19 protein-coding genes are annotated in these 23,707 nt (G+C 57.2%); 2 read left to right on the top strand and 17 right to left on the bottom strand.

Annotation, left to right across the window (positions count from 1 at the left end; genetic code table 11):
• Window positions 1–96 precede the first annotated feature (96 nt).
• The 5 genes from dinG to MDHKLMBL_RS14700 are packed head-to-tail and all read right to left on the bottom strand — an operon-like array spanning window position 97 to window position 7,048.
• Window positions 97–2,301 carry an ATP-dependent DNA helicase DinG gene (gene dinG / locus MDHKLMBL_RS14720; protein ID WP_104271195.1) on the bottom strand — a complete coding sequence of 735 codons (2,205 nt, stop codon included), beginning with the start codon at window positions 2,299–2,301 and terminating at the stop codon, window positions 97–99.
• Window positions 2,301–3,026, bottom strand: coding sequence for a general secretion pathway protein GspB (locus tag MDHKLMBL_RS14715; RefSeq protein ID WP_104271192.1), 726 nt, complete (start codon window positions 3,024–3,026; stop codon window positions 2,301–2,303). Before MDHKLMBL_RS14715 ends, dinG begins: the two co-directional genes overlap by 1 nt.
• A gap of 2 nt (window positions 3,027–3,028) precedes the next feature.
• Window positions 3,029–4,741, bottom strand: a complete 1,713-nt coding sequence (locus MDHKLMBL_RS14710; protein WP_104271190.1) for an AAA family ATPase — start codon at window positions 4,739–4,741, stop codon at window positions 3,029–3,031.
• Between the two features lies 1 nt (window position 4,742).
• Window positions 4,743–6,230, bottom strand: coding sequence for a DUF3336 domain-containing protein (locus MDHKLMBL_RS14705; protein WP_014577215.1), 1,488 nt, complete (start codon window positions 6,228–6,230; stop codon window positions 4,743–4,745).
• 29 nt (window positions 6,231–6,259) lie between these two features.
• Entirely contained in the window at window positions 6,260–7,048 is a 789-nt protein-coding gene (locus MDHKLMBL_RS14700) for an MlaA family lipoprotein (RefSeq protein WP_104271188.1), read from the bottom strand.
• Window positions 7,049–7,137: 89 nt separating this feature from the next.
• Between MDHKLMBL_RS14700 and MDHKLMBL_RS14695 the strand changes: the two genes are divergently transcribed.
• Window positions 7,138–7,545 carry an acyl-CoA thioesterase gene (locus tag MDHKLMBL_RS14695; RefSeq protein ID WP_104271186.1) on the top strand — a complete coding sequence of 136 codons (408 nt, stop codon included), beginning with the start codon at window positions 7,138–7,140 and terminating at the stop codon, window positions 7,543–7,545.
• Window positions 7,546–7,557: 12 nt separating this feature from the next.
• On the opposite strand, the gene MDHKLMBL_RS14690 is transcribed toward MDHKLMBL_RS14695, so the two are convergent.
• The 3 genes from MDHKLMBL_RS14690 to MDHKLMBL_RS14680 all read right to left on the bottom strand — a co-directional run bounded on the left by MDHKLMBL_RS14690 (window position 7,558) and on the right by MDHKLMBL_RS14680 (window position 14,565).
• A complete protein-coding gene (locus tag MDHKLMBL_RS14690) occupies window positions 7,558–8,679 on the bottom strand; it encodes a beta-ketoacyl-ACP synthase III (protein WP_104271184.1) in 1,122 nt (373 codons plus the stop codon).
• Window positions 8,680–8,829: 150 nt separating this feature from the next.
• On the bottom strand, window positions 8,830–12,765 hold the full coding sequence (hrpA, locus tag MDHKLMBL_RS14685; protein WP_199185515.1) for an ATP-dependent RNA helicase HrpA: 3,936 nt from the start codon (window positions 12,763–12,765) through the stop codon (window positions 8,830–8,832).
• A 123-nt stretch (window positions 12,766–12,888) separates the two neighbouring features.
• Window positions 12,889–14,565 carry a long-chain fatty acid--CoA ligase gene (locus tag MDHKLMBL_RS14680; protein ID WP_104271182.1) on the bottom strand — a complete coding sequence of 559 codons (1,677 nt, stop codon included), beginning with the start codon at window positions 14,563–14,565 and terminating at the stop codon, window positions 12,889–12,891.
• Window positions 14,566–14,753: 188 nt separating this feature from the next.
• Between MDHKLMBL_RS14680 and MDHKLMBL_RS14675 the strand changes: the two genes are divergently transcribed.
• Entirely contained in the window at window positions 14,754–15,239 is a 486-nt protein-coding gene (locus tag MDHKLMBL_RS14675) for a MaoC/PaaZ C-terminal domain-containing protein (RefSeq protein ID WP_104271180.1), read from the top strand.
• A gap of 47 nt (window positions 15,240–15,286) precedes the next feature.
• Here MDHKLMBL_RS14675 and MDHKLMBL_RS14670 read toward each other — a convergent pair whose 3' ends face one another.
• From MDHKLMBL_RS14670 to MDHKLMBL_RS14630, 9 genes are read right to left on the bottom strand one after another with little or no spacing between them, the layout of a single operon-like run.
• Window positions 15,287–16,273: an AgmX/PglI C-terminal domain-containing protein gene (locus MDHKLMBL_RS14670; protein ID WP_241956250.1), complete on the bottom strand. Its 987-nt coding sequence runs from the start codon at window positions 16,271–16,273 to the stop codon at window positions 15,287–15,289.
• Entirely contained in the window at window positions 16,266–16,754 is a 489-nt protein-coding gene (locus MDHKLMBL_RS14665) for an ExbD/TolR family protein (protein ID WP_104271178.1), read from the bottom strand. Before MDHKLMBL_RS14665 ends, MDHKLMBL_RS14670 begins: the two co-directional genes overlap by 8 nt.
• Entirely contained in the window at window positions 16,751–17,281 is a 531-nt protein-coding gene (locus MDHKLMBL_RS14660) for an ExbD/TolR family protein (RefSeq protein ID WP_104271176.1), read from the bottom strand. Before MDHKLMBL_RS14660 ends, MDHKLMBL_RS14665 begins: the two co-directional genes overlap by 4 nt.
• On the bottom strand, window positions 17,278–17,904 hold the full coding sequence (locus MDHKLMBL_RS14655; protein ID WP_088557161.1) for a MotA/TolQ/ExbB proton channel family protein: 627 nt from the start codon (window positions 17,902–17,904) through the stop codon (window positions 17,278–17,280). The genes MDHKLMBL_RS14660 and MDHKLMBL_RS14655 overlap by 4 nt, the downstream gene beginning before the upstream one ends.
• A gap of 13 nt (window positions 17,905–17,917) precedes the next feature.
• Entirely contained in the window at window positions 17,918–18,265 is a 348-nt protein-coding gene (locus tag MDHKLMBL_RS14650) for a hypothetical protein (RefSeq protein WP_104271174.1), read from the bottom strand.
• Window positions 18,266–18,748: a hypothetical protein gene (locus tag MDHKLMBL_RS14645; RefSeq protein ID WP_104271172.1), complete on the bottom strand. Its 483-nt coding sequence runs from the start codon at window positions 18,746–18,748 to the stop codon at window positions 18,266–18,268.
• On the bottom strand, window positions 18,738–21,545 hold the full coding sequence (locus MDHKLMBL_RS14640) for a tetratricopeptide repeat protein (RefSeq protein ID WP_241956249.1): 2,808 nt from the start codon (window positions 21,543–21,545) through the stop codon (window positions 18,738–18,740). Before MDHKLMBL_RS14640 ends, MDHKLMBL_RS14645 begins: the two co-directional genes overlap by 11 nt.
• Entirely contained in the window at window positions 21,542–22,948 is a 1,407-nt protein-coding gene (locus MDHKLMBL_RS14635) for a tetratricopeptide repeat protein (RefSeq protein WP_104271170.1), read from the bottom strand. Before MDHKLMBL_RS14635 ends, MDHKLMBL_RS14640 begins: the two co-directional genes overlap by 4 nt.
• Window positions 22,949–22,954: 6 nt before the next feature.
• Window positions 22,955–23,503, bottom strand: a complete 549-nt coding sequence (locus MDHKLMBL_RS14630) for an AraC family transcriptional regulator (protein WP_241956248.1) — start codon at window positions 23,501–23,503, stop codon at window positions 22,955–22,957.
• Between the last annotated feature and the right edge of the window lie 204 nt (window positions 23,504–23,707).

The raw sequence follows: 23,707 nt of genomic DNA, 5'->3' as shown, positions 1-23,707 counted from the left end.
GTTGTTTCGACGCCCGGGTTCGAAAGAACCCCTTGATGAGAGCCAACCCCCAAAGGGGCTGGCTCTTTTTTTATGGCTGAACGGTTCTGGTGGGATTCAGTGTTCGATGATCCGGCGGAAGGGTGGCAACGCATCCAGCAACAGCTGACCATACCGGCGGGCAATAATGCGGCGATCCAGAATAGTCACTCTTCCAGTATCCTGCTCGGTCCGCAGCAGCCGACCAACCGCCTGGACGAGTTTGATGGACGCGTCCGGAACGGTGATTTCCATAAACGGATTGCCGCCCCGCTGCGTCACCCACTCGGCCAGGCTCGCCTCAATGGGATCATCCGGCACCGAAAATGGCAAACGGGTAATCACGACGTGGTGCAAGTACTTGCCTGGAAGGTCGATACCCTCTGCAAAACTGGCAACGCCGAACAGGACACTCGGCCGGCCTTCATCCACCCTGCTGCAATGCTGCCTCAGCACTTCGCCCTTGGCCATATCGTCCTGCGTAATAATCAGGTCCGGGTAATCCGGGGCCAACGCGTCTCGCACTTGCTGCATTTGACGACGGGACGTAAACAGTACCAGTGTCGCCTTCTCGCCTGCCCAGAGGTCCGGTAGTCGTTTTACAAGCTCATCGGCGAAGCCGTCATCCGTCGGCATGGCGGACATCGCCGGCACCTCCACCGTTGCCATTTCGCCGTAACGGAAAGAGCTGGGAACCACGAGGAAGCGGCTGCCCTGGGGCAATCCAGCGCGCGCGTTCAGGCGATCGAATCGACCAAGTGCAGTCAGGGTGGCACTGGTGAGCACGGCGCCGTAAGCGCGAGACCAAAGCCTGGAGTACAACAGGTTGTCTGCCAGTACCGGTGAACTGTAAAGAGTGATGTCTTCGGCGTGATCCCAGCGCTGGCGTACTGACCATCGGGCTGGGGGCGGGCTTTTCTGCGTTTTCGGCCTGGCTTCAGACTCATCACCTGTCTCGCTGTTGGCTTCAGCTTCCACGGAGGGACTGGCATTGCCCGGGTCGCACCAGGCTGTCCAGAGCCGCAACTGGTCCTCTGCCCGGGCGTGAAAGGAGCCTATCACCGGATACCAGGCTTCGGCGGTTTCCCGGTCGATCTCATGCTCCTTGCGCTCATCAAAGGCGCCCTGCAACTCGTCCGCCAGAACGCCCAGTTGCCGGACCATGTTAGCGGTAGCAATCCGGCTTTCGGCTGCAAGCTCAGCCACGGCTTCCGGCAACTCACCTTCCGGATAACGCCACTGCGCCGTCCGGCGCTCTTCGTTGAACTCCCAGCCGGTATTCTGCTCGGCTTCTTCGTAAACCCGGTTGAGGACCAGGTCTACCTCTCTCGACGCAGAACTGATGCGATCCAGGGACTTGGCGGCCTGGGTGCCGGCTGCCAGATAAGGCTGCATTTTAACAAGCGCCTGGGAAAGCTGCTTCAGCCATTGCCGGGTAGCATTGAGTGGCAGCGACGCGGCAAAGTGATTCAGGGCCTTGTCCGGAAGGTGATGAGCCTCATCGAAAATATAAAGTGCGTTCTCCGGCTCCGGCAGAATGGCGCCGCCGCCCAGGGCAAGGTCTGCAAGAACCAGATCATGGTTAGCCACCACGATATCGGCATCATCAAGGTCTTTACGGGCATCAAAAAACGCGCAACTGTCGAAATAGCTGCAGTGGCGGTTGGTGCACTGCCGGTGGTCCGTGGTTACCTGTCGCCAGACGTCGTCCGGTATCTGTTCCGGCCAGTGGTCCCGGTCACCGTCCCACTCGCGAGATCCATAACTGGCGAGCATTTCCTCGAAAAAGGCTCGGGTGCCCGGTTCTTCATTTTTCGGCCCATCCAAAAGGAACAGGGGCATGGTGTCGCTGTCGGTATTGCCTTCATCGTGCAGTCGGGCTTCCAACCGGGACATGCAGAGGTAGCGCCCCCGCCCTTTGGCCAGAGTCCAGTTGAAATCCATCTTGCTGTGCTTTTTCAGGTCCGGGAGATCTTTGAGCACAATCTGGTCCTGAAGGGCCACGGTTGCGGTGGAGATAACCAGGGTTTTGCCGAGGGCTTTGGCCACCGGGATGGCAGCGATCAGATAGGCCAGGGTTTTACCTGTCCCGGTCCCGGCTTCGACCACACAGGCAGAGGCCGGGGACGTTCGCTGGCCATCGTTCTCGGTGATGTCGCCCATATATCTGGCGATTTCCGCAATCATCAGGCGCTGCCCATAGCGCGCCCGAATATCCTTGCCTGCCAGCACATCCCGATATCCCTGCTGGATCGATTGCTTGATCTCGTCGGTCAGCGCCATCAGCGAGGGCTCACCCAGTCCCGAACAACGCCAACCCGAAAACGGCGCCCGTCACGACTCAGAACCACCCCTTCTTCCGTTATGTCGTCTACCCGCAGGCCTTCGAAGACGTCGCCCACTCGCAAGTAGGTGTCGTTAATCATGACCCGGCGCGATGCAGGGGATGACGAGTAGATATGGCTGTTAAAGGTCAAATCGGGAACGCTCTTCTGAAATGAGAGCGGCAACTCTACCAGATGTGGCACTCTGCCTGCCTGCTCGGGCTGCACCATTGGTGCAGCAGTTTCGGCATTTGCGGATGAGGGAACGATAACGGTCGCCCGCTCCACACTTTCCGATGGGGAAGTTTCCGAGGCGGTCGGCGCTGGCGTCGCCTCGCCCGCATCGGGCTCAGGGATGGTCCCCGTTTGTGCAACGGGATCTTCCAATGTCGGTGCTGGCTCTGTCGCAGGCGACACCGCATCAGGTTCAGGAGCTGTCATCCTGGCAGAGGCCGCAGATGTGTCGGATTGCGACTCGGAAACCCAGGGCAACGGCGCTCCCGGCCAGAAGACAAAGGCCAGGACGCCGGCATTGAGCATGAGTGCAAGAGACACCCAGACAGCCGGCGACCACCGCTTTTTCTTCGGGCGATGGATCAGCTGTACCTGCTGACCAAGGTCCGGCACGCGCCCTTGCCTCCGTTCAGTTTCGGATTTCCGCAATGCGTCAAGAATGTACGACATAATTACTCTCGACCTTCAACTTGCCGGCGACCTTCGGACTGCAGAGGCTTGAGACGGGGAATGTTAGCTTCCAGGTCGTTATTGATCTGGATAATCGTCATGGCTCCGGCGATCCCATCGACGGTAAGCCCTCGCAATGACTGATACCAGCGAACCTGCTCTTCGGAATCCAGCCGTTTCACCCGGTCACTTTCCGCACGGGAATTACTGAAACGGTCCGCCAGATCCATCATTCGCGCACCAATCCAGAGTTGCTCGCCCCCGCCATTGCTGTAAAAGCCGTCGCCCGTCAGGTATTCCGGAAGGCGCCACAGAACCCGATACTCCCCGAACCAATAGCGCTCGATACTGGCAAACAATACAGTCTGATTGCCGGAGGGCAAGGCGATATCTGCGGTATCGCCGTCCAGATGGCGGAGCACGACAAACCCCCGGTTACCCGCCTCATCCTGCAACTGAAGCATCGCCGGGCGATCCAGAAACTCGAGGCTTCGGCGGCTACCCTGACGACTCAGGCATCCAAGGCCCTCCTCGTTGGCCCAGTCGCAGGCAACGGGCGCTTCCGAAGGTTCATATTCACGCCCCCAGATCCCGAAAAGTACCTGAAAAGCCTCCACGGAATCCAGAAGCTGACCCGGCACGGCAAGTTCAACGGGTGCTGACGGCTCTCCAGACCCGGTTTCCTGGATCTCTTGCAATGGTTTCTGTTTCTGTTCCTGCTCCTCGACTCGCTCAACAGCTCCCTGCAAAGGTTCTGCTGAGGAGGGATCGGTGAGAAACGCTCCGCCCGGTGACCAACGCTCAAAAAGCCAGGCGGTGCCGATGATGGCCACCAGAATCGAAGCCGCAACGATAAGGTACTGGGCTCTGTCTGGTGACTGGCGCGCTCGCGAGGGCGTGGGGCCAAGGGATTGTCCACGTACTTCTTTTGCCGCCTGGCGGATATGCTCGGGCGTAATCTCATGCTCACCCTCGGCATAGGCGCCCAACAATGCGCGGTCACTGATCAAATTGATCAGGCGGGGTATGCCCTGGCTCTCGCGATAGAGGCGATTCACCGCCCGCTGCGAAAAGATATCACCCCGCATGCCGGCAACACTGAGGCGGTATTTCAGGTAGGCCGCCAGCTCATCCCGACCGATGGCGTCCAGGTGATAGCGTGCTGTAACCCGCTGATTCAGCTGCCTCAATTCCGGAAGTGCCAGCATTTCCTGCAGTTCAGGCTGGCCAAGCAGGACAATCTGCAGCAGCTTCTTCTCTGCCGTCTCGAGATTGGTCAACAGCCTTAACTGTTCGAGCACCTCGGCCGAAAGGTTCTGGGCCTCATCAATCATCAGAACCTTGTGTCGCCCGGCTGCATGGGCCTTGAGCAAGTCCCGGTTAATCAGATCAACCAGTTCCTTGATGGTGGCACTGATATCGTGGGGGATTTCCAGCTCATCGCAGATGGAGGACAGTAACTCCCGCGCAGAGAGCCTCGGGTTGAGGATCAGCGCGATATCCACATGATCGGGAACATTCTCGATAAAACACCGGGAAACCGTTGTTTTTCCTGTTCCCACCTCACCAGTGATCACGATGAAACCGCCCTGCCCCTGGACTCCGTACATCAGGTGCGCCAGGGCCTCCTTGTGGCGATCGCTGAGATATAGATAACGAGGGTCCGGGGCAATGGAAAACGGCGGTTCGCGAAAGCCGAAAAAGTCGTAATACATATCAGGACGTACCGGAATCCGCGTTGCTGATCAGCCTGAGCTCGGCCGTGCGCCGGTTCTGTTGCTTCAGCCTTCGCACGCAGCGCTCCAGGGTTTTCGATATACGGGCGTGGGAGCGAATCATGGAGATCTTCGGCCAAGTCGCCCGCTCGCCAGCCAGAATCATCTGCCGCACGTAGGCAGGATCCGGATTCGCCAGCATCCTGCTGTAATCCTTGAAGGAATACGACGGAGCTATGGTCACGTCTCCCGAGTAGCGCTGGGCCATAATGGTGTACAACTGACCGGACATCTGACGCAGAAGTTCCGGCCTTACCCGTTTTCGCAGGTAATCGAACACGCCCTGGCCATGAAACTGGATCTCGGATTTCAACAGGTGCATGGGCAGATTTCCGAGGGACAGTTTTTCATCCAGCCCCCGCTGGCTCAGGAAAGGGACTACGTGGGGATTGGTCTGGCTCACGATGGTGTAATTGACATCGTACAGGTGCATCAACCGCTCGATTGGCAAATCACTGACGACCGAGCCATCCACAAACTTCAGGCGCGGCATATACGGTAGCGTATTACCCTGAATGTCTTTTTTCATCAGGGTAACCGGCGGGAAAATACCGGGAACCGCGGCGCTGGCCAGCACCGCGCTCCACACCATCAAATAGGGCGAGGTGTATCCGCAAAGCAACCGGGCCTTCTGGTGCGCCTGTACTGGGGACACGCTAACGTTGATTGAACGTCCGGTACGCTGATACGCCTCCTCGAAGGTGTACTCACCGATATTGCCCCGCAGACAGTTCCGAAGCTCCTCCTGATCCATGAGCCCGTCGCCACGGACTGCGCTTAGAAGACCTCGCCATTTCCAGGCTTTCAGGTTGTGGTTCTCGGGGATCAGCATTTCCGGAATTTCGGCATCCGTATGCACACCAAGAATGCCAGCGATGATGGCCCCGATACTTGAGCCCGCAATAACCTGCGGCAGAAGCCCCTTTTCCCAGAGCGCCTTGATCACGCCGAAATGGAACACACCGAGGGTGGCGCCGCCACTGAGCAAAAGTGCCGGGCGACCGTAACTTGTGAGGGTGTCGCGGAAGAACTGGAGCTTATCTGCAACTGGAAAACCCGGAACCGGTTGATCACAAAGATAGTCCAGCGCTTCACAGACCTGCGTGATGTACTCCTCGATCAGATGCTTCGTGCCGACGCGCGACCGGGTATAAAGCGCGGGATTGCCCATATTGCCCAGGTCATGGTGCAAGCCTTCGCGGAGAGCGCGTTTGAGGCGTTCCACGTCATTTTGCTGGCGATACTGCTTGAGGTTGCTCAGCCGGTCGTAGATGACTTCATAATGATAAAGGTCGGAGGCAAAATCCTCTTTCCACTCGGCGTTGCCCTCCAAAAAGTCCAGTTCCAGAGCCGCTGCTTTCCATACCTCGTAGTTGGGCGCGTCGGCCAGCATTTTCCGGAACTTGGCTATTCTTGGATCCTTGAGCACCGTTGATCTCCTTTCAATCCGGCTGACGCTTAGAAATCATCAAGCATCAAGTCCTCATCATCATCGCTGGCAAACGGATCGTTAACCACCTTACCGTCGTTAATCAGGAATTCGCGACGTTGCAGAAAGGCATTCCGCACAAACACGTAACTATCGCCAGAGATGAAACTTTCAGCAGGGATCAAATCCGCCCGGCGGTCGACGATTTGCAGAGCCCTTGCATAGTAAACTTCAGGGCTTTCCACTTCATCCCACGCCGAAGGCAACGCGAAGCCGTCCGTCACAAACCCGGTAAAGTGCCGGGGTGTGGAAGGGCCGAGAAAAGGAAGCATCAGATAGGGCCCTGAACCCGCGCCCCAGTATCCCAGGGTCTGACCAAAATCCTCGGGCCGTTCCGGCAGGTCAAAGGCGGTTGCGACATCGAACAAACCACCCAGCCCAAAGGTGGTGTTGTAGGTGAAGCGCCCCACGGCAACCACCGCAGACTCCCCTTTCAGTTGAAGGACACTGTTGATGAAGTTCCTCAGTTCTGTCAGATTGTTGAAAAAATTGGTAACGCCGCGGTCGACAATTTGCGGAGTGAAGGTTCGATAGGCCTGTGCTACCGGTTTCAGGAACCAGCGGTCGATGGTCTCGTTGAAGGTGTACACCTTGCGGTTCCAGTTCTCCCAGGGATCTGCGGGATCAACCGGAACAGATCCCTCTGGAGCGGGTTCCTGCATGTTCTGGGCAATAGCCTGGCCCGCTGGCAGAAGCGCAGACAGGGAAAACAATATGGCCAGGGTAATAAGCCGGCGCCGGATAAAAAAGTAGTTCATCATCTGCTCTTGGGTTGTTTAATTCGTTTCAATTCGTCGAAAATACCGGCGCTACTTTTTATTATTAAACCGTTGTTCCGGAGAAACCGATGTCAGTACCGGGAAATCTTGTAAACACAATCACTATGCCCCTCCGGTGGGGAGACATGGATGCATACGGCCACGCCAATAATACAGTCTACTTCCGATTCTTTGAGGAAGCGCGCATTGTGTGGCTGGCTTCACTGGAGCTGGGCGGGCCTGACGAGCCGACCGGCCCCGTCATTATAAAGACCAGCGCTACCTTTCTAAAGGAATTGAACCACCCGGCAACGGTTGAGGTGAAAACATACGCTGACAAGGCAGGTAACACCAGTCTCGACACCTACCATTTGCTGACAGATGTCGACACCGGCGCCGTCTATGCGGAGGGCTATGCAAAAATCGTCTGGTTCGAGCGAAAGACGCGCTCATCGGCTCCGCTGCCAGACACCCTCAGGGCACTGGCAACGTCTTGACCCAGCTCACTCCTATCGGCGGCGAACCACCACGCTGCCGATGGAATAACCTGCCCCGAAAGAACAGATTACCCCCAGATCACCACTGACAAGGTCATCCTTGTTTTTGTGGAAGGCGATGATCGAACCCGCAGAGCTGGTGTTCGCGTACTCATCCAGGATGACCGGGGCCTCTTCTTCGGTGGCATCCCGACCCAGTACCTTGCGCGCTATAAGCTGGTTCATGTTCAGGTTGGCCTGGTGCAGCCACATACGACGGAGATCATCCGGGGCCAGAGAAAGGCTTTGCAGCTGTTTCTGGATTGTCTCGGCAACCAGTGGTGACACCTCTTTGAATACCTTACGGCCTTGCTGAACGAAGAGCTTGTCCGGTTTTCCGACACCCGAATCGTCGGCGCGGTTCAGAAACCCGAAATTGTTCCGGATGTTATTCGAGAATTTGGTTTTCAGACTGGTACCGAGGATCTCGAAGCCCTGGCCTTTACGAGTATCTTCTTCACGCTCAACCAGAATAGCCGTACAGGCGTCACCGAAAATAAAGTGACTGTCCCGATCGCGGAAGTTCAGGTGGCCCGAACAGATCTCCGGGCTGACCACCAGAACGGCACGGGCACTGCCATTCTCGACAGAATTAACGGCGGCCTGGAGCCCGAACGTAGCGGAGCTGCAGGCTACGTTCATATCGTAGGCAAACCCGTCGATACCCAACGCCTCTTGGACCTCGATAGAAACGGCTGGGTAGGCTCGCTGCAGATTAGAGCAGGCAACAATCACCGCATCAACACCCTCAGCCGACTTGCCCGCTTGTTCCAGCGCCTCACGGCACGCCGTCACGGCCATGTCGCATTGAACCGAGGGCTCTTCGTTGCTGCGATCCGGGATATAGGGTTTCATGCGGTTGGGATCGAGAATGCCATCCTTGTCGATGACATGGCGACGCTTGATTCCCGACGCTTTTTCGATGAACGAAGAGGAGGAAGGCTGCAGTGGCGTTACATCGCCGCTGGCGATGGCGTCTGCGTTCTCGGCGTTGAAAAGTTCAACATACTGGTTAAAGGCTTCGACCAGTTCGTCATTACTAATGGTTGCTGGCGGTGTGTAGAGACCGGTCCCGCTAATAACGGCTTTAATCACGCTAACCCCACGTCATAATAGTGAAAACGGGACACCAGACATCCCGTTTTGTTAATTCGTTGACCTACTGCCGGAAATACTAACACAGTATCGGGCTTTTGCCCGTCGGGTGTCAGTCATGGGCACCGGATTGGTGCGCCCGTTACTGCCTCAGACCTTCGTTTTCTCCCACTGCCGGTCCAATCGTTTTACAGACACAGTCATCACAGTGCCCAGTTGCTGTGCAAAAAACGACACCCGGAATTCTTCCAGCATCCAGCGGTACAGCACCAGCTCGGGGTCTCGAACGCCCTGCCGCTGCTGTTCGTCCCGCTTGACAGCATACCGGGACCAGAGCGGCTCAATGGTGTGGAGAAATTCCCGTTCCCGGCCCATTTCCCGGGGCATCTTCTCCAGCCGAACCAGAGCCGCCTCAAAATAGCGCCCGAACTCCGCCAGCCACTCTGGCGGCGTCTCAACCAGGAATCCTGGATACACAAGGTTCTGCAGCTGAAACTTGAGATCCGCCATGCTGTTGGCCATGGCCAGATTGATCTTACCTTTTAACTGTTTCGCCACTTTCTGGTAACCGGACATGGCCTGATACAACCGTTCGTCTGCCTGCTCCAGTGCAGGAATGAAATCCCCTCGGTGAGCATCAAACACCCTGTCGAAGCCCTCTGCTGTCCTCGGAATTTCGTCCGTAAGAAAGTGCTGCATGGCGGTCGCCAACAGCAGATCGTCCAACAACACTTTCGACTGACCCACCGGAGCAAACATCAGCGCAGATTGTTTAAACCGGGGAAGCTTGCGCTCCAGATCATCAAGGGTTCGGCCAAACCGATTAATGATCAAGCGGGCGATAGCCTTCCGAGTCGTATCTTCAGCGGTCAGCCGGTCAAGACAACGGATCTGGCGTACCTGCTTACCCAGGTCCTCAAGGGCGGGATACACAGTAACCTGCATACCGCCTTTTTCTGTCTGTACCTGTTCAGGCAATGCACCGAAATGCCATTCCGTGTACTCGCCACTCGGTTCCGTTGCCGCATCATCCTGAGTAGCCGAGGCCAATGCCTGCTCGGCCTGACCCTCAAGTTGGTGCTGAAGCTCTGCCGTTTCCCTGCTCTCTGCAATGGCGCGACCGCCGTCACCCATAACGCGAAGGTTCATCCGCAAGTGTTTTGGCAATTCGCTATCGGTCCAGGCATCAGGATCAATCTGCACGCCGGTCATGCGCCGCAACTGTTCGCCAAGCTGAAGCGTCAGTGGTTCGTTGGAAGGCTGAAGATTTTCGAGAGCGGCATCCACGAAATCCGGCACCGGAACGAAATTCCGGCGCAATGCCTTGGGCAGGGATTTCACCAAGGCAATGCACTTCTCCCTCAACAGCCCCGGCACCAGCCATTCCAGGCGACGGGACGGTATCTGCTTGAGCGCCATCAAGGGCACCTGAAGCGTAACGCCGTCCTTTTCACTGGTGGGTTCGAACTCATAGCTCAGCGGGTAACGAACACCCTCCCACTCCAGATAGTCCGGGTACAGGTCAGCGGCCTTGGCATCAACCGGTCGCTGAAGAATGTCTGTTTCGGTGAGCTCCAGTTCTTTCAACTGTTCCGCCGGTAGCCCTTTCCACCAGGTCTCGAAGTGCCTACCACTGATGATGTCTGACGGCAGGCGCTCATCATAGAAGGCCACCAGCACTTCATCGTCAACGAGCAGGTCACGCCGCCGGGTCTTCTTCTCCAGATTCTCAACCGTGTCGAGCATTTCCCTGTTACGGGCGATAAAAGGCGCCTTTGATCGGTAATCCCCCTCCACCAGGGCTCGCCGGATAAACAGATTTCGGCATTCCGCCGGATCCACCTTGGCGTAAGGAATGCGGCGCTTGGCCACGATATCGAGGCCGTAAAGGGTAACCTTTTCATAGCCCATCACCTGGGCCCGCTTCTGCTCCCAGTGGGGCTCAAAGTAGTGGTGCTTGACGATATGTCCGGCCAGGGGCTCAATCCACTCCGGTTGAATGGAGGCCACCACCCGGGCGAACACCCGACTGGTCTCCACGATCTCGGTGGCCACAATCCATTTCGGGCCAGTCTTGGCGACCTTCGAACCGGGAAAGATCAGGACTTTCCGGTTTCGTGTTGCCAGGTATTCCTTTTTCTCCACTTTCACCGCCACCTGACCCAGGAGACCCGCCAGAATCGCCTTGTGCAGCGCTTCGTAACTGGCGGCATCCTTGTTGACCGCCAGTTTTTGTTCCCGGCAGATCAGCGTGAGCTGGCGATGGATGTCCCGCCATTCCCGCATCCGCATCCAACTCAGGAAACTCTTCTGGCAGACCTTCTTGAGCTGATTCTGGGACAATTCCTGACGCTGTTCTTCGTAGAAGTTCCAGACATTCAGTAGCGTCAGAAAATCGGATTCTTTGTCATTGAAAGGCGCGTGGGCCTGATCCGCAGCCTGCTGCTTGTCCTGGGGTCGCTCCCGGGGGTCCTGAATACTCAGCCCGGCAATGATCACCAGCGTTTCCGAAAGACTTCCCAGTTCGGCGGCGGTGACCAGCATCCTGGCCAGGCGCGGGTCCAGAGGTAGCCGTGCCATGGTTCGACCAAGGCGGGTGACGCGTCGTTTGTCATCCACCGCGCCCAACTCTTCAAGGAGCTTGTAGCCGTCGTTTACCTGGCGCTTATCCGGCGCCTCGAGAAATGGGAACTGGCGAATCTCCCCCAAACCTGAAGTAGCCATCTGCAGAATGACGGACGCCAGGTTGGTTCGCAGGATTTCCGGATCGGTGTATTCCGGGCGGTTGATGAAGTCAGTCTCATCGTACAGGCGGAAACAGATGCCCGGGGCAACACGACCGCAACGCCCTGCCCTCTGGTTGGCGCTCGCCTGGGAAATAGGTTCCACCGGCAGGCGCTGGATCTTCGAGCGCACGCTGTAACGACTGATCCGGGCAACACCGGTATCGATCACGTATCGAATACCCGGCACCGTCAGCGAGGTCTCCGCCACGTTGGTGGATAACACGATCCGTCGCCCCTTGTGGGACTGGAAAACCCGATTCTGCTCGGCGTTGCTCAATCGGGAATACAGCGGAAGCACTTCGGTATGGCGCAGGTCGACGTGGCGAAGAACCTTGCTGAGGTTGCGGATCTCGCGCTCGCCGGGCAGAAAAACCAGAATATCTCCAGGCGGCTGTTTCTGGCTGCGCTCGTGCTGCTCGATTTCATCAAGGGCACCCAGCACGCCATCCGTCCAACCCTGATCCCGGTCGTCTTCATCTCCGGTCAGTGGCCGATAGCGCACGTCCACCGGATAGGTTCGGCCGCTCACCTCGATCACGGGCGCCTTGTCGAAGAACTCGCTGAAGCGCTCGACCTCAATGGTGGCCGACGTAATGATGACCTTCAGATCCGGGCGTTTGGGCAAAAGCTGGCGCAGGTAGCCCAGCAGAAAATCGATGTTGAGACTGCGCTCGTGGGCTTCATCGATGATGATCGTATCGTAGCGGTCCAGAAACCGATCGTGCTGAACCTCCGCCAGCAGGATGCCGTCGGTCATCACCTTTACACGGGATTGCTCGGAGGTGTTATCGGTAAAACGAACCTGATACCCGATCTGCTGACCGGTCTGCTCACCTATCTCCTCGGCAATACGGGCAGCCACACTGCGGGCGGCGATCCGCCGGGGCTGGGTATGACCAATCAGGCCACGAATACCACGACCACTGTTCATGCAGATTTTGGGTATCTGGGTGGTTTTGCCAGAACCGGTTTCACCCGCAATGATTACCACCTGATGGTTTTCGATGGCCACACGGATATCATCCACACGCTCAGAGACCGGAAGGCCCTCGGGGAAACTGGCCCGCTTGTGCAGGGCATGGCGTTGCTGAACCTTTTCAAGCCCGCGCTCCAGCCAGTTGGCCATTTTCTCCAGGTCTTTCTGGCCCGGTTTGCCCTTGGTACGGGCCACCGTTTTCACAATGCGGGCGGCTTCCTGCTGATTGCAGGCGTCCAGCTGCTCCATCATCGCCCTAACAGCGGCTTCGCCATCGGGCTTGGGTTTCGGTGTGCTCGGAGTATCGGAACGGGTGTCTGTCATTGAATTGCCGGAATAGCGCTCACTCGGATTCGATTGGGCGACAGTCTATCGGGAAAGTCGGTGTCTTAAAAACGGAAAAACCCCGCCGAAGCGGGGTTTTCCTTGATCCACTGCCAGGGAGGCTTACTTGTTGTTCGCCTCGTCCCGCAGTTCACGGCGCAGGATCTTGCCCACATTTGTCTTGGGCAGCTCGTCCCGGAACTCGAATTTCTTGGGAACCTTGTAGGCGGTTAGCCGCTCGCGACAAAACTCCTTGAGCTCGTTTTCCGTTACGCCTTCAGCCGTCGGCACCAGATAAACCTTGACCGCCTCACCGCTCTTGGCATCGGGAACGCCAACCGCGGCACACTCGACCACTTTCGGATGGCTGCTGACCACATCTTCGATCTCATTCGGGAACACGTTGAAGCCCGAAACAATAATCATGTCTTTCTTTCGATCGACAATACGGATATAGCCGTCTTCCTGAATCAGGGCAATATCCCCGGTACGCAGATAGCCATCATCGGTGAAGGACTTCTGGGTATCTTCAGGGCGCTGCCAGTAGCCGCGCATAACCTGCGGGCCTTTCACGCACAGCTCGCCCGGCTCGCCAAGAGGCGTTTCATTGCCTTCTTCATCCAAGGTTTTAACCACTGTAGACGGAATCGGAAGGCCGATGGTGCCGATCTGAATGGCGCTGGGTGGGTTGAAGGTCACAACCGGGGACGTTTCGGTCATGCCGAAGCCCTCGCAGATCTCACATCCAGTGACCCGCTCCCACATCTTGGCGGTGTCGCTTGTCAGCGCCATGCCGCCCGAGGACGTCAGCTTAAGGCTGCTGAAGTCCAGATCCTGAAAGTCTTCGTTGTTGCAAAGCGCGACAAAGAGCGTGTTCAGTCCCAGAAACGCGGTGAACTTGTGGTTCTTCAGCTCTTTCACAAAGCCCGGGATATCACGCGGGTTCGGAATCAGCACGTTGTGCGCGCCGGCCTCGAGCATGATGCCGCAGTTCAGGGTAAAGGAATAAATGTGGTAGAGCGGCAGCGGCGCGATAACAACCTCCTGACCTTCAACCACCATGTCTTCCATCATAGGACGGGTCTGCAGCAGATTGGCTACCAGGTTGCCGTGAGTCAGCATCGCGCCTTTCGCCACACCGGTCGTTCCGCCGGTGTACTGAAGCACGGCAATGTCGTCCTGCTTGCACTCTACCGGGGTGAATTTTTCACGGGCGCCGGCACTCAGAACGGCAGGCAGCTTGTGGGCCTGAGGCAGATTGAACGGCGGCACCATCTTTTTGACATGCTTGACCACGGCATTCATCAGCGTGCGCTTGATTGGCGAGTGCATATCCGCGATTTCGGTAATAATCACGTGCTCAATGCCAGTGTGCGGCAACACCTTCTCGGCGTTCTCGGCCATGTTCGCCAGAACCACCAGCGCCTTGGCTCCGGAATCGTTGAACTGATGTTCCATTTCCCGCGTGGTATAAAGCGGGTTGGTATTCACTACAATCAGGCCAGCTCGCATTGCGCCAAACACAACGACCGGGTACTGGCTGACGTTTGGCATCTGCACCGCGATGCGGTCGCCAGGTTTCAGATCTGTCTTGTTTTGCAGCCAGGCTGCAAAGTTGCGGCTCTGGGTGTCGAGGTCACGGTAAGTGAGAGTTGCACCAACAGCACTGAAAGCTGGACGGTCGGCAAATTTTTTGACCGACTGTTCGAACACATCCACCATGCTTTTGTACTTGTTCAGGTCCACCTCGCGGGGTACGCCGGCGGGGTATTTATCCTGATAGAACTGCTCAAAATCCATCACCATCTCCTGTTTGGCGCTTTTGATTGTAATGATTTACCGATGTCAGGTTGCTCAAAAAATCAACCCTACAAAAGTATCAGCCTCAAAAAAGTGGGGAGAGAATAGCAGTTTTGTAACCGATGAGGTAGTTTTCGAGACTCTATCCCGAACACCTGTACTCAAATACCAACAGCACGGAGCACGCGATGAGCGATACCCTTGATACCCTGGAAAACATCACCTATGAAGAGCTGAACGAGGGCGATACCGCGACCTTCACGCGCACCCTTACCGAGGACGAACTCGTGCTGTTTGCAGCGGTCTCCGGCGATGTAAACCCGGTACACCTGGACTCTGAATTTGCCGCAGGCTCCATGTTCAAGGAACGCATCGCCCACGGTATGTGGAGCGGCTCGCTGATTTCGGCGGCCCTGGCAACAGTGATGCCAGGCCCTGGGACCATTTACCTGGAGCAGAGTCTTTCGTTCAAGCGGCCGGTTAAACTGGACGACACCCTGACCGTTCATCTCAAAGTCCTTCGCAAGGAGCCGAAAGGCCGGGTTGTAGTGGAGTGCGACGTGCGCAATCAAAACGAACAGAAGGTGGTCATCGGAGAAGCGAAGGTGATCGCCCCGACGGAAAAAGTGTCTCTGCACAAACCGCGACTGCCGAAAATCGCCATCGAACACTGAGAACTCGAAATCGGGCAGCCATTTTTATGGCCGCCCGATCGCACGCTTCACCCGGGCAGGAAATCAATCGGGAACCTGACCTTGCGGGGCTCAACATTGTCGGCCCCGAAATTGAAGAGCCGTACCCGCATGGCAATCCGTTGCTCCAGGGTGGCATGCCCAAGCTCCGAACTGACTACCTCGCAGGCGGAAACCGAACCATCCGGCTCTATGACCAGCTCCAGCAAGACTTTGCCCTCCAGGGTCGGGTCCTGGCGGAGTTCCCTCCGGTACATGGAATAGAGTGCCGTTTTCTGGGCATCGAAGACTTTCCGAATATTGCTCATTGCCCTCTCACCAGCGGACGGGGCTGTCTCGGCAGGTTTAGCAACCACTTGCCTGATTTCTTCAACGGGGGCCGCAACTGTTTTGACCTCGTGCTCAGCCACAGCGACGGTTGTTTCAGGAGCAACCGTATCTTCAACTCCGCCACTGCCAGCGAGCACTTCCGTCGATTCCTCATTCTCTCGGGTTCGACCCGGGGCGCTGCCTTCCGTGTTGACCGAAAATTCTCGAGCCGGCGCTGGTTCGGGGGACCTGAGTGATGCCAACTTGTCCCTCATCGACAGCAGCCCCGATCTCGACGCTTTCTCCCTCGCCTGCTCGATGGTTTGCGTTGGCTTCGGCTTTGGCTCCGAAGCTACCTGAGGTTTTACCTCTGGTTCCGGAGCAGGTTCAACCTCGGCAACTTCCGGCTCCGGCTTTTCAGGCTGCACTTCTGGTTTCAGCTCGGGCTCGGGTTCCGCCTCGGGCTTCACCGGCTCCGGTGTCACCACCGGTTGCGGCTTCTCCACCAGGCGAGCCAGCCTTGGGGGAATCGTCTCGGCTTCGCTGCGCTCGAACTCAGGCACATCCTGAATGGGAATTAGCAACGCAGGCGGCAAAAAAAGAGCCGTCACCAACAAGACGATGCACGTAAATCGTCGACTCTCGCTCTGATCACGACTCCATGGCAGCCCTGAATCGCCCATTCGTGACCATCCACTGTCAGCCATTTCGGACCTCCCGATCCACAGCAAGCCGCACCTGCCGGTATTGCTCATCAACACAGGTCTGCATGACCTTGCGAAGCAATCGGTAGTCGGTGTCGCGACCCGCCATGATGGTTACATCAAGCCCCTCCTCGGGAATTTCAGACCAGCGACTGCGACGCCAGGAAAGCTCTTCCGAAAGCCCTGTGATATAGGTATCACCAATCTCAATACCCTCCAGTCTTGCAACTTCGCTGCCCTGAACGAGAATGGCATTGCCCGTTATCTGGACTGTCAGGCTCTCAACGGCCTCCTGTTGCGCCGTGGACTTTGGCAGTGGCACGTCCGCGGTGTTCTGCATCACTTTCACATCCGACGAATTCACCATCAGGAAGAAAACCAGGATCGTGAAGATGTCCATCAGGGACACCAGGTTCAGGCCCCCAGGCTTCTTCATACGGCCGTAATGTCGACGAATTCTTTTGGCCTTACGCGAGGTCTTCATACTCCCTCCCCGGATTCAAGCCTGGCATTCGCCGCAAGCTTTCGGTCTGCCGGCGCATCCATCAGTGAGACATCAGGAAACAGCTCTCCCTCAACCAGGCTGGCCGCAACCACAGCCGGATAAGAACGGACCGTATCCATGGCCGTGATCAGTGTCTGGTAATCAATGTCTGGCCCGACTTCCAGAACCACATCGGTCTTCTCGGGAACCCGGTTTTTTATCTGCCGAAGGACCTGACGCAGGCCTTCGAAGTCTTGAGCTGCCTCCTCTGTCGGCAACACACGGATCAAGCCGCGATCACTGTCGGCGATTTCAATACCCTCAGGAATCAAAGTAACCACGAGACGGAACTCTTCGGGCGCCGGGGCTTCCCTGGCGTCCATACCGGGAAAATTCAGCTCGATCATTCGAACCTGACTGAATACCATGCCGAGCAACAGGACAGGTACCAGCACAATCATCAGATTAAGAAAGGCGGTAATATCCAGCTCCGGCGATACGCTTAGCCTGCGGTGACGGCGTCTCATGCTTCAGACACAATGTTCAGCAACTTGACGCCGGCCATTTCAAAGCTGTCGACAATCTCATTGGTTCGGGTCTGTAGTACCGCATGAAACATGAGTAACGGAATGGCCGACATCAGGCCGAAAGCCGTGGTATTCATGGCCACGGAAATACTTTCGGACAACAGACTGGCCTTCTGGGAAGGATCTGCCGCCGCCACGGCAGTAAACGCAGCAATCAGACCAATAATGGTTCCCAGCAGGCCGAGCAACGTGGCGATGTTGGCCAGGGTTGCCAGATATTGGGTACGCTTTTCCAGGCGTGGCAGCACTTCCATCAAGCCTTCTTCCATGGCGTACTCAATATCCTCCCTACGGCTGTTGCTCAGCAGACGGCCGATGCCTGCCCCCATGATTGAGGCAATCGCACTGTCTGAGTTTGTGGCTGCTTTCATGGCTCGCTGGTAATCCCGCTTCCTCAGCAGCGGCAGGATGCCCCGCTCAAAGGCAATCCGGTTTCGCCGCCGTACCGCAGAGAGGTAGAAGAACCGCTCCAGAGTAATCGCCAACCCCAATGCCAGGACAATGGCGATGGGGTACATGAAGGGCCCACCTTCCTGGAAAAAACGTACGATCGTGTCCAGCATGATTGTTCTCCGGTTATTGCTCGGCCAGGCCTGAGTCTCCAACAGGGCTCAGGATGAGAGGATTAAGGTTTTCACGAAACAAACGGTGACGCTCGAGGACGACTGGATCCACCGGCCGGACCAGTTCCGGCGCCTCGTCATTCAGGTCCGCCCTTGGTCGTTTTGGCAGGCTTGGGGCTTGCCAGGGCAGAATGTAGAGTACCCGCGGCTCGTCTTCGCCGAGGCTGGCGGATATACCCTCAACAGCCAGCCGGTTCGCTTCGTCCTGATCCGCCTGCGCCGGGTTGAGGAGCATTAACTGGAGGCCAACCATCGCCAGTACGCGTAAAACGACTTTGGCAGTTTTGCGGATATCAGCCATTTATTGCAGCCTCCGTTCCAGATCCGCTATCCAGCCAGCCACCTGCTGGTCTTCTTTATCCGTCAGCTGCCGGTAGCGGTTGTAATGCTCAAGGGCAGTCTGAAGATCCAGCAAATAGAGCTCGGCAATCACCGCCAGATTAAAATGCAGCTCGGCCACATCCGGCGAATGGCTGATGCCCAGTTCCAGTAGCCTGGCCGCTTCGGCGAATCGGTACTGGTCCTTTAGAACGAGCGCCAGGTTGTTGACTGTCACCGCCCTGGTCGGATCCAGCTCCACGGCTTTTTGCCATGCATTCACTGCCGCGCCTTTGCGACCTTCTTCGAAGGCCACCCGCCCCTCCTGTTCATAACTTGCTGCCAGTTCCGGATCCTTTCCGATGGGCTTCTCCGGCTGCCGGACTTCCTGCCCGGCGCAGCCGACGAGCAACACCAGAAGCGCCGCCAGTGGCAGGCTCGTTTTCCCCGTTGAATTACACGCCATCCCTGATCTCCATATTCCAGCTAAGCCACTTAACACTCCGCTCGTAACGTCCCGGGTGCAGCTCCGCAAGAACGCCAAGACTGCGTCCTATCCAGGGGTCATACCCCTCGGCCGTAATCCGGCGATGGTTCTCCGTATGCAGTTGAATGGCTTTGTCTTCGAATGGGAAAGCTTCTTCCTCCAGTAACATCTGATACTGCATCGCCTCCAGTTCATTCAAATCCGCCGGAACCGTGGATGCCATCAGGTCTTTGGCCAGACCACGATAGAGTTCGGCCCGTCGGAACAGCGATTCAGACAGAACTCGCTCGCCGCCCAGAGCTTCGGCATCCAGGAATCTCTGTCGAGCCGATTCCAGCGCCTTTTGCTTGCGCGCCAGAGAATGTTCCAGCGGCTGGCTCAGTCTGATGCTGGTAAACACTGCAGCCGCACGGGCACCGAGCACCAGTGACGACCGGGAGGCCCACTCAAGGGTGTCGGCGGTGTGCCAGGTGCTGTCCAGCTCTGACTGGACCAGTACTTCCCTCCAGGCATCGGGATTTTCGCCGGTTTCTACCAGGCGATGCCGGAATGTCTGGAGCTGTTCATGTTCGGCCCCGCTCTCTGCCTTCGGAGCCGTTGCAAGGTAATCCCTGTAAAGGGCATTTCGTTCCGCTACATTCCCGGCTTGATTCAACAATTCCGCAGCCCGCAACTTCAGGTGCCATGGGTTAGCGTGATTGTCGGCGGCCTGCAATAATTCTGACGCCGCGCGGGTGGGTTCATCAGACTGAATCCAGGCATGTACCAGCTTTTCACTGATGCCGGCAGTCAGCTCATGTTGGGGAAAATCGGCGCGAAAACTCTGCAGATCGCCGACGGCAGCGCTCCAGTCCGATGCTTTGAGCAAGGTGTTGGCCGCGTCGTAGCGCGCACGGATGGCAACGTCCGAACCTGGTAGCACCGAATCAACCCGTCGGAAGTGCCCAACGGCCTCTCCGAGCCTGCCACTGGATACCGCGAGCTCTGCCTGCCGATAGACGGACGTCGCCAGTTGCTTCCGAATGGCTGAGATCTGCTCTTCGGTCACGTTTGCGAGCCGTTCACTTTCGGCAAGATTCAGCGCCTGGCCCCAGGCACGCTCCGCCAGACCATAGTCGCCCTCTTCCTGGCGTATCCGGGCCATAACCTGCCATGCCGCGTATCGCTCTGCCGGAGACGCAGTGGGCGCAGTTAATACCCGCGAACCATAATCCAACGCCAGCTGATGGTCGCCGGCGGCCAGCCACCGGGCAGCGAGATCTGCCATCAGGCCGGGAATCCGGCTATCCCCTTTGAAACGTCCACTAAAGCGGTTGGCCTCATTGGAAACATCCTTCAGTTCGGGTTGAAAGGCAGACACAGTGGTCGGCCGGTCAAGACTGTTTCTCAACAGAGCAACAGCAGCCCAGGCAGCATCGGCAGCCTCGCTGTAACCGGGCGACTCATAAGCTGCTCTGCGAAAATTCGTCAACGCTTTCGGAAAATCCCTCGCCTGCAGCCAGGCATCACCAGCAAGGCGAAGCATTTCGCCGCTCTGATCAAACCTCGGAGCCAGGTGTGCGTAATAAACCGCTGCCTCAGCAAAAGCGGATTCAGCCTTCGCCACCCGGCCCTGTTCCACCAATCGTGTGGCCAGGTCATAGTGGTAATCCGCCAACCGTTTGCTGTAACTCAGCCATTTATTCTTCTGTTCACCAGTCAGAGCGGCGTAAGCGGAATCCTGGCTGTAGCTGGCGACGAACTCCGCACGGGCATTGCGAACCTGCTCCGGATCACCAGCCGCTTGCCACACATCCACTATCTGTAACCGGAAGGCAGGCACAGCACGGTGACTGGGCGAATAGTCAATAAAGGCCTGATTGGCAGCAACACTGGCGATGGTCTCGCCCTTCACCGCGTAGTAATCGGCCAGCCGATCGAACAGGAGATGTTCCCAGTGGTGGGGCCGGCTCCCATCCAGCCAGGCAATAAGGGTGTCCGTACCGCTGTTTCGGGCAGCCATCAGGGCAAGCACCCGAAACGTGTCATCGATGGTATCAACGCTCGAATCGCTGACTGACCCCAGGCTCTGTGCGCTCGGCAGGAACTCATCCAGAACTCTGATAAAGGTCGCTGCGGCCCTGCTCCACGCAGACGGCCCCTGTTTGAACTGGCTCCAACCGAGCATGTATCTGGCCTTGATGCCCAGCTCTCCACCAGCGTCTGAATTAACGAGGTGCAGATAGCCGGTTTCCGCTTCTGTGTAGCGTCCGGCTGCGAAGGCGGATTCAGCCAATCGGAACCTGGCCTCTGGCACAAGAGGGGATTTCGGATATAACCCGACCAGCTGTTTCAACCTCTGGATTGAAGCATCCTGCTGCCCCGTCAGAGCATGGGCCTTGGCCATCTGGTACAGCAGCTCGTCAAGCCTCCCGCCATAGGAACCTCGCTCGAGAATAGACTCATAGCTGCTGATGGCCTCGCTGTAGACCTGTTCTTCTTCAGACGCCGACAAGCCAACGTCTGATCCTGACCGATCCCTGATGTTGCTCAGCCGGTTGAGGGCATCGATCCGAACCTCAGGCTCGTCCGATGTCCTGAACAGGCGATGGTAGCGCCGGGCCACTTCCGAAGGCGAGATCGCCGGCATAGGCCTGCTTTCAAAAGTAAGAAACACCGGTCGCATGTCCCCGATCGTCTCTCCGTCCCGCCCAAGCTCTACACGAAAGGCTTCCTGGGCTGCAGCCGGCACCACCAACATCAAGCAGAGGCACAAGCCCGCGAATGGTTTCATCATGGCTGCGTCTCCTCCAGGCTCTGAAGGGCGAGATATTCGTAAAGATGCGCAATTTGCTGTTCGGTTTTGTCCAGCGCAAAGGCCATCTGCTGATCTCTGGCTTCGACATACTCAAGTGCCAGTTTGTCCAGCGCCGACTCGCACCTTTCAAGCAACTGACGAACAGCCGATAACAGCACCTCGTTTCGCCTTTCCAGCGCAAGGGCTTCACGACGCAATCGATCCAGCGTTTCCGGCTGCCGGGATCCCCTGGCCTGGACCTGTTCCAGTCTGGCCTGTGTGTCGGCCAGCGTTTTATGAAGGGAGCGAATACGGGCTTGCTGGTCGGGATCGGCTTGATTGGCCAAACTCTCCAGGCTGGCACTCAGATCCTTGCCCCGTGCGGAGAGATCCATTTTGCTTTGATCGGCGAACGGGTTCTGCATGCCGGCGAGTTTGTCTTCAAGCGCTCCCCCGAACACCTGCAGATCATGACCGTGGCGATCCAGCTTTGCCGCCATGGTGCGAAGAGCCACGACACGCCCCGCCGCCCTCTGCGCCTCCGGACCCTCCATGAAGCCCAACAGATAGGCCATTCGCGGTTGAGTCAAGGTGCGGCTGTCGGCAAGAAACCAGTCAACCCCGGTTTCCCTGGCATCTTCCACCAGGGTTTTGTAGGCGCCCTGTTCGCGAATCTTGCCGGCAAGTTTACGAAGCGTGACCCGTTCACTCTCGAACGCAGCGTTGGCCGCAAGGTAGGCTTCTCCAGCCTGCCCGAGATAGCCGGAGAGATCGTAGCCGCGCCCCATCCCTATCCATGCGTCGGCAACTCCCGGGTAGGCCAAAGGATATTTCCTGGCTCGATGCCAGCTCTGCATGGCGGCCCGGTGATTGCCTTTTTCTGTCAGCGCCAAGCCGTGAAGGTAAAGGGCCCGCGGCGTGTTGAAACTGTCGAGATCGACCTTCTCCAGAAAGCCGATCGCTTTATCGAATTCGCCGTGCTGGTAGGCAAGGTAGCCCGCACGTACCAACAGATTATTCTCCAGATGCTGGCTACGCTCGGAATCGGCGTCACCATCGGACATGGCTAACGCAACCCGCAGAGCAACCAGCGCTCTGGCCGGGTTAAGATCGGATTTCGCGTAATCACTGGCAAGATTGAGGTATCCCAGAGCCGCCCAGTAGCCCTCTTTCATACCGGCCAGGATGCGCCCGGCCTCATCGGTGCGGCCTTCGGCTCGTGCCCTCTCAGCATCTTCATAGAGCGCTTGCTGTCGTCCGTCCCCAAGATCCACGCTGACTTCTCCCGCCTGCCGGAATTGCTTGAGACCAGAAAGGACATCATCCGGCATTGCCGGCGTGGCCGCCCCGGAAAAGCCGGAAACAGTCAGAGGTAACACAAGCAGGAGGACCCGGAGCATCATGGCGCCCTACTCCCACTCCACGAAAGAAACCCGAGGTTCGTAATCGGGCGCCCGGGCTTCCAGACTCATCTGCAAACGAAGCACGCCGGGGCGTTTTCTGAACTTATGGGTGGATTCCCGCCGCACGAAATCATCATCGGCAGAGCGAGCGGTAATCACCGTTTTCAACTCATGCTCGCCGTTTTCCAGGTTCCCGGTGAACAACTGCTGGATTCCACCGCGTTCTAGCGATGTCCGCTCTCTATCGGAATACAGGTGGGAAGCGACAGGCTGGCCATTCACGAAGAGCTCGACGGAATCAAGATCGAGCGCATCCCGGCTTTGAAGTGTCAGGAAAACTGCCAGTCTGGTGTTGGCTGGATGAAGAACTTTCTGCTCGAGCGCAAATACGTCTTCAGAGTGACTGGCTACTTTTGCGCTCAGCTCCTCCAGTTCCTCGTCAAGCCCCGCTGCAACCGAGGTTTTAGCCGCGAGCAACACCGGAACCAGTACCGCAATGCTGATTACCTTTTGAAGTGAAATCCGGCCGCTTTGTAATTTTTGTATGCCGACCATAAGCCTCCTGCCCTTTTAGCCTCTGTAACGAGTGCAAAGTTCTGTAACAGATCGGCAGAAAGCGTAACACTTGGTAACCGACAAGAACGGTATCCAGATCACCAATTGGAAAACGCATGGCGGGAATAAAACAAGCTGGCGAGTGTCGAGTTATTTGACAGGGTCGCAGAGGATATCGCAACGGAACAGGACTTTGCAGATAAG

Origin of the sequence: Marinobacter flavimaris (assembly GCF_002933295.1) — a bacterium.
GTDB classification, from domain to species: domain Bacteria; phylum Pseudomonadota; class Gammaproteobacteria; order Pseudomonadales; family Oleiphilaceae; genus Marinobacter; species Marinobacter flavimaris.
Note: the sequence above shows the minus strand (reverse complement) of the source record. Positions and strands in the feature narration are given on the sequence as shown.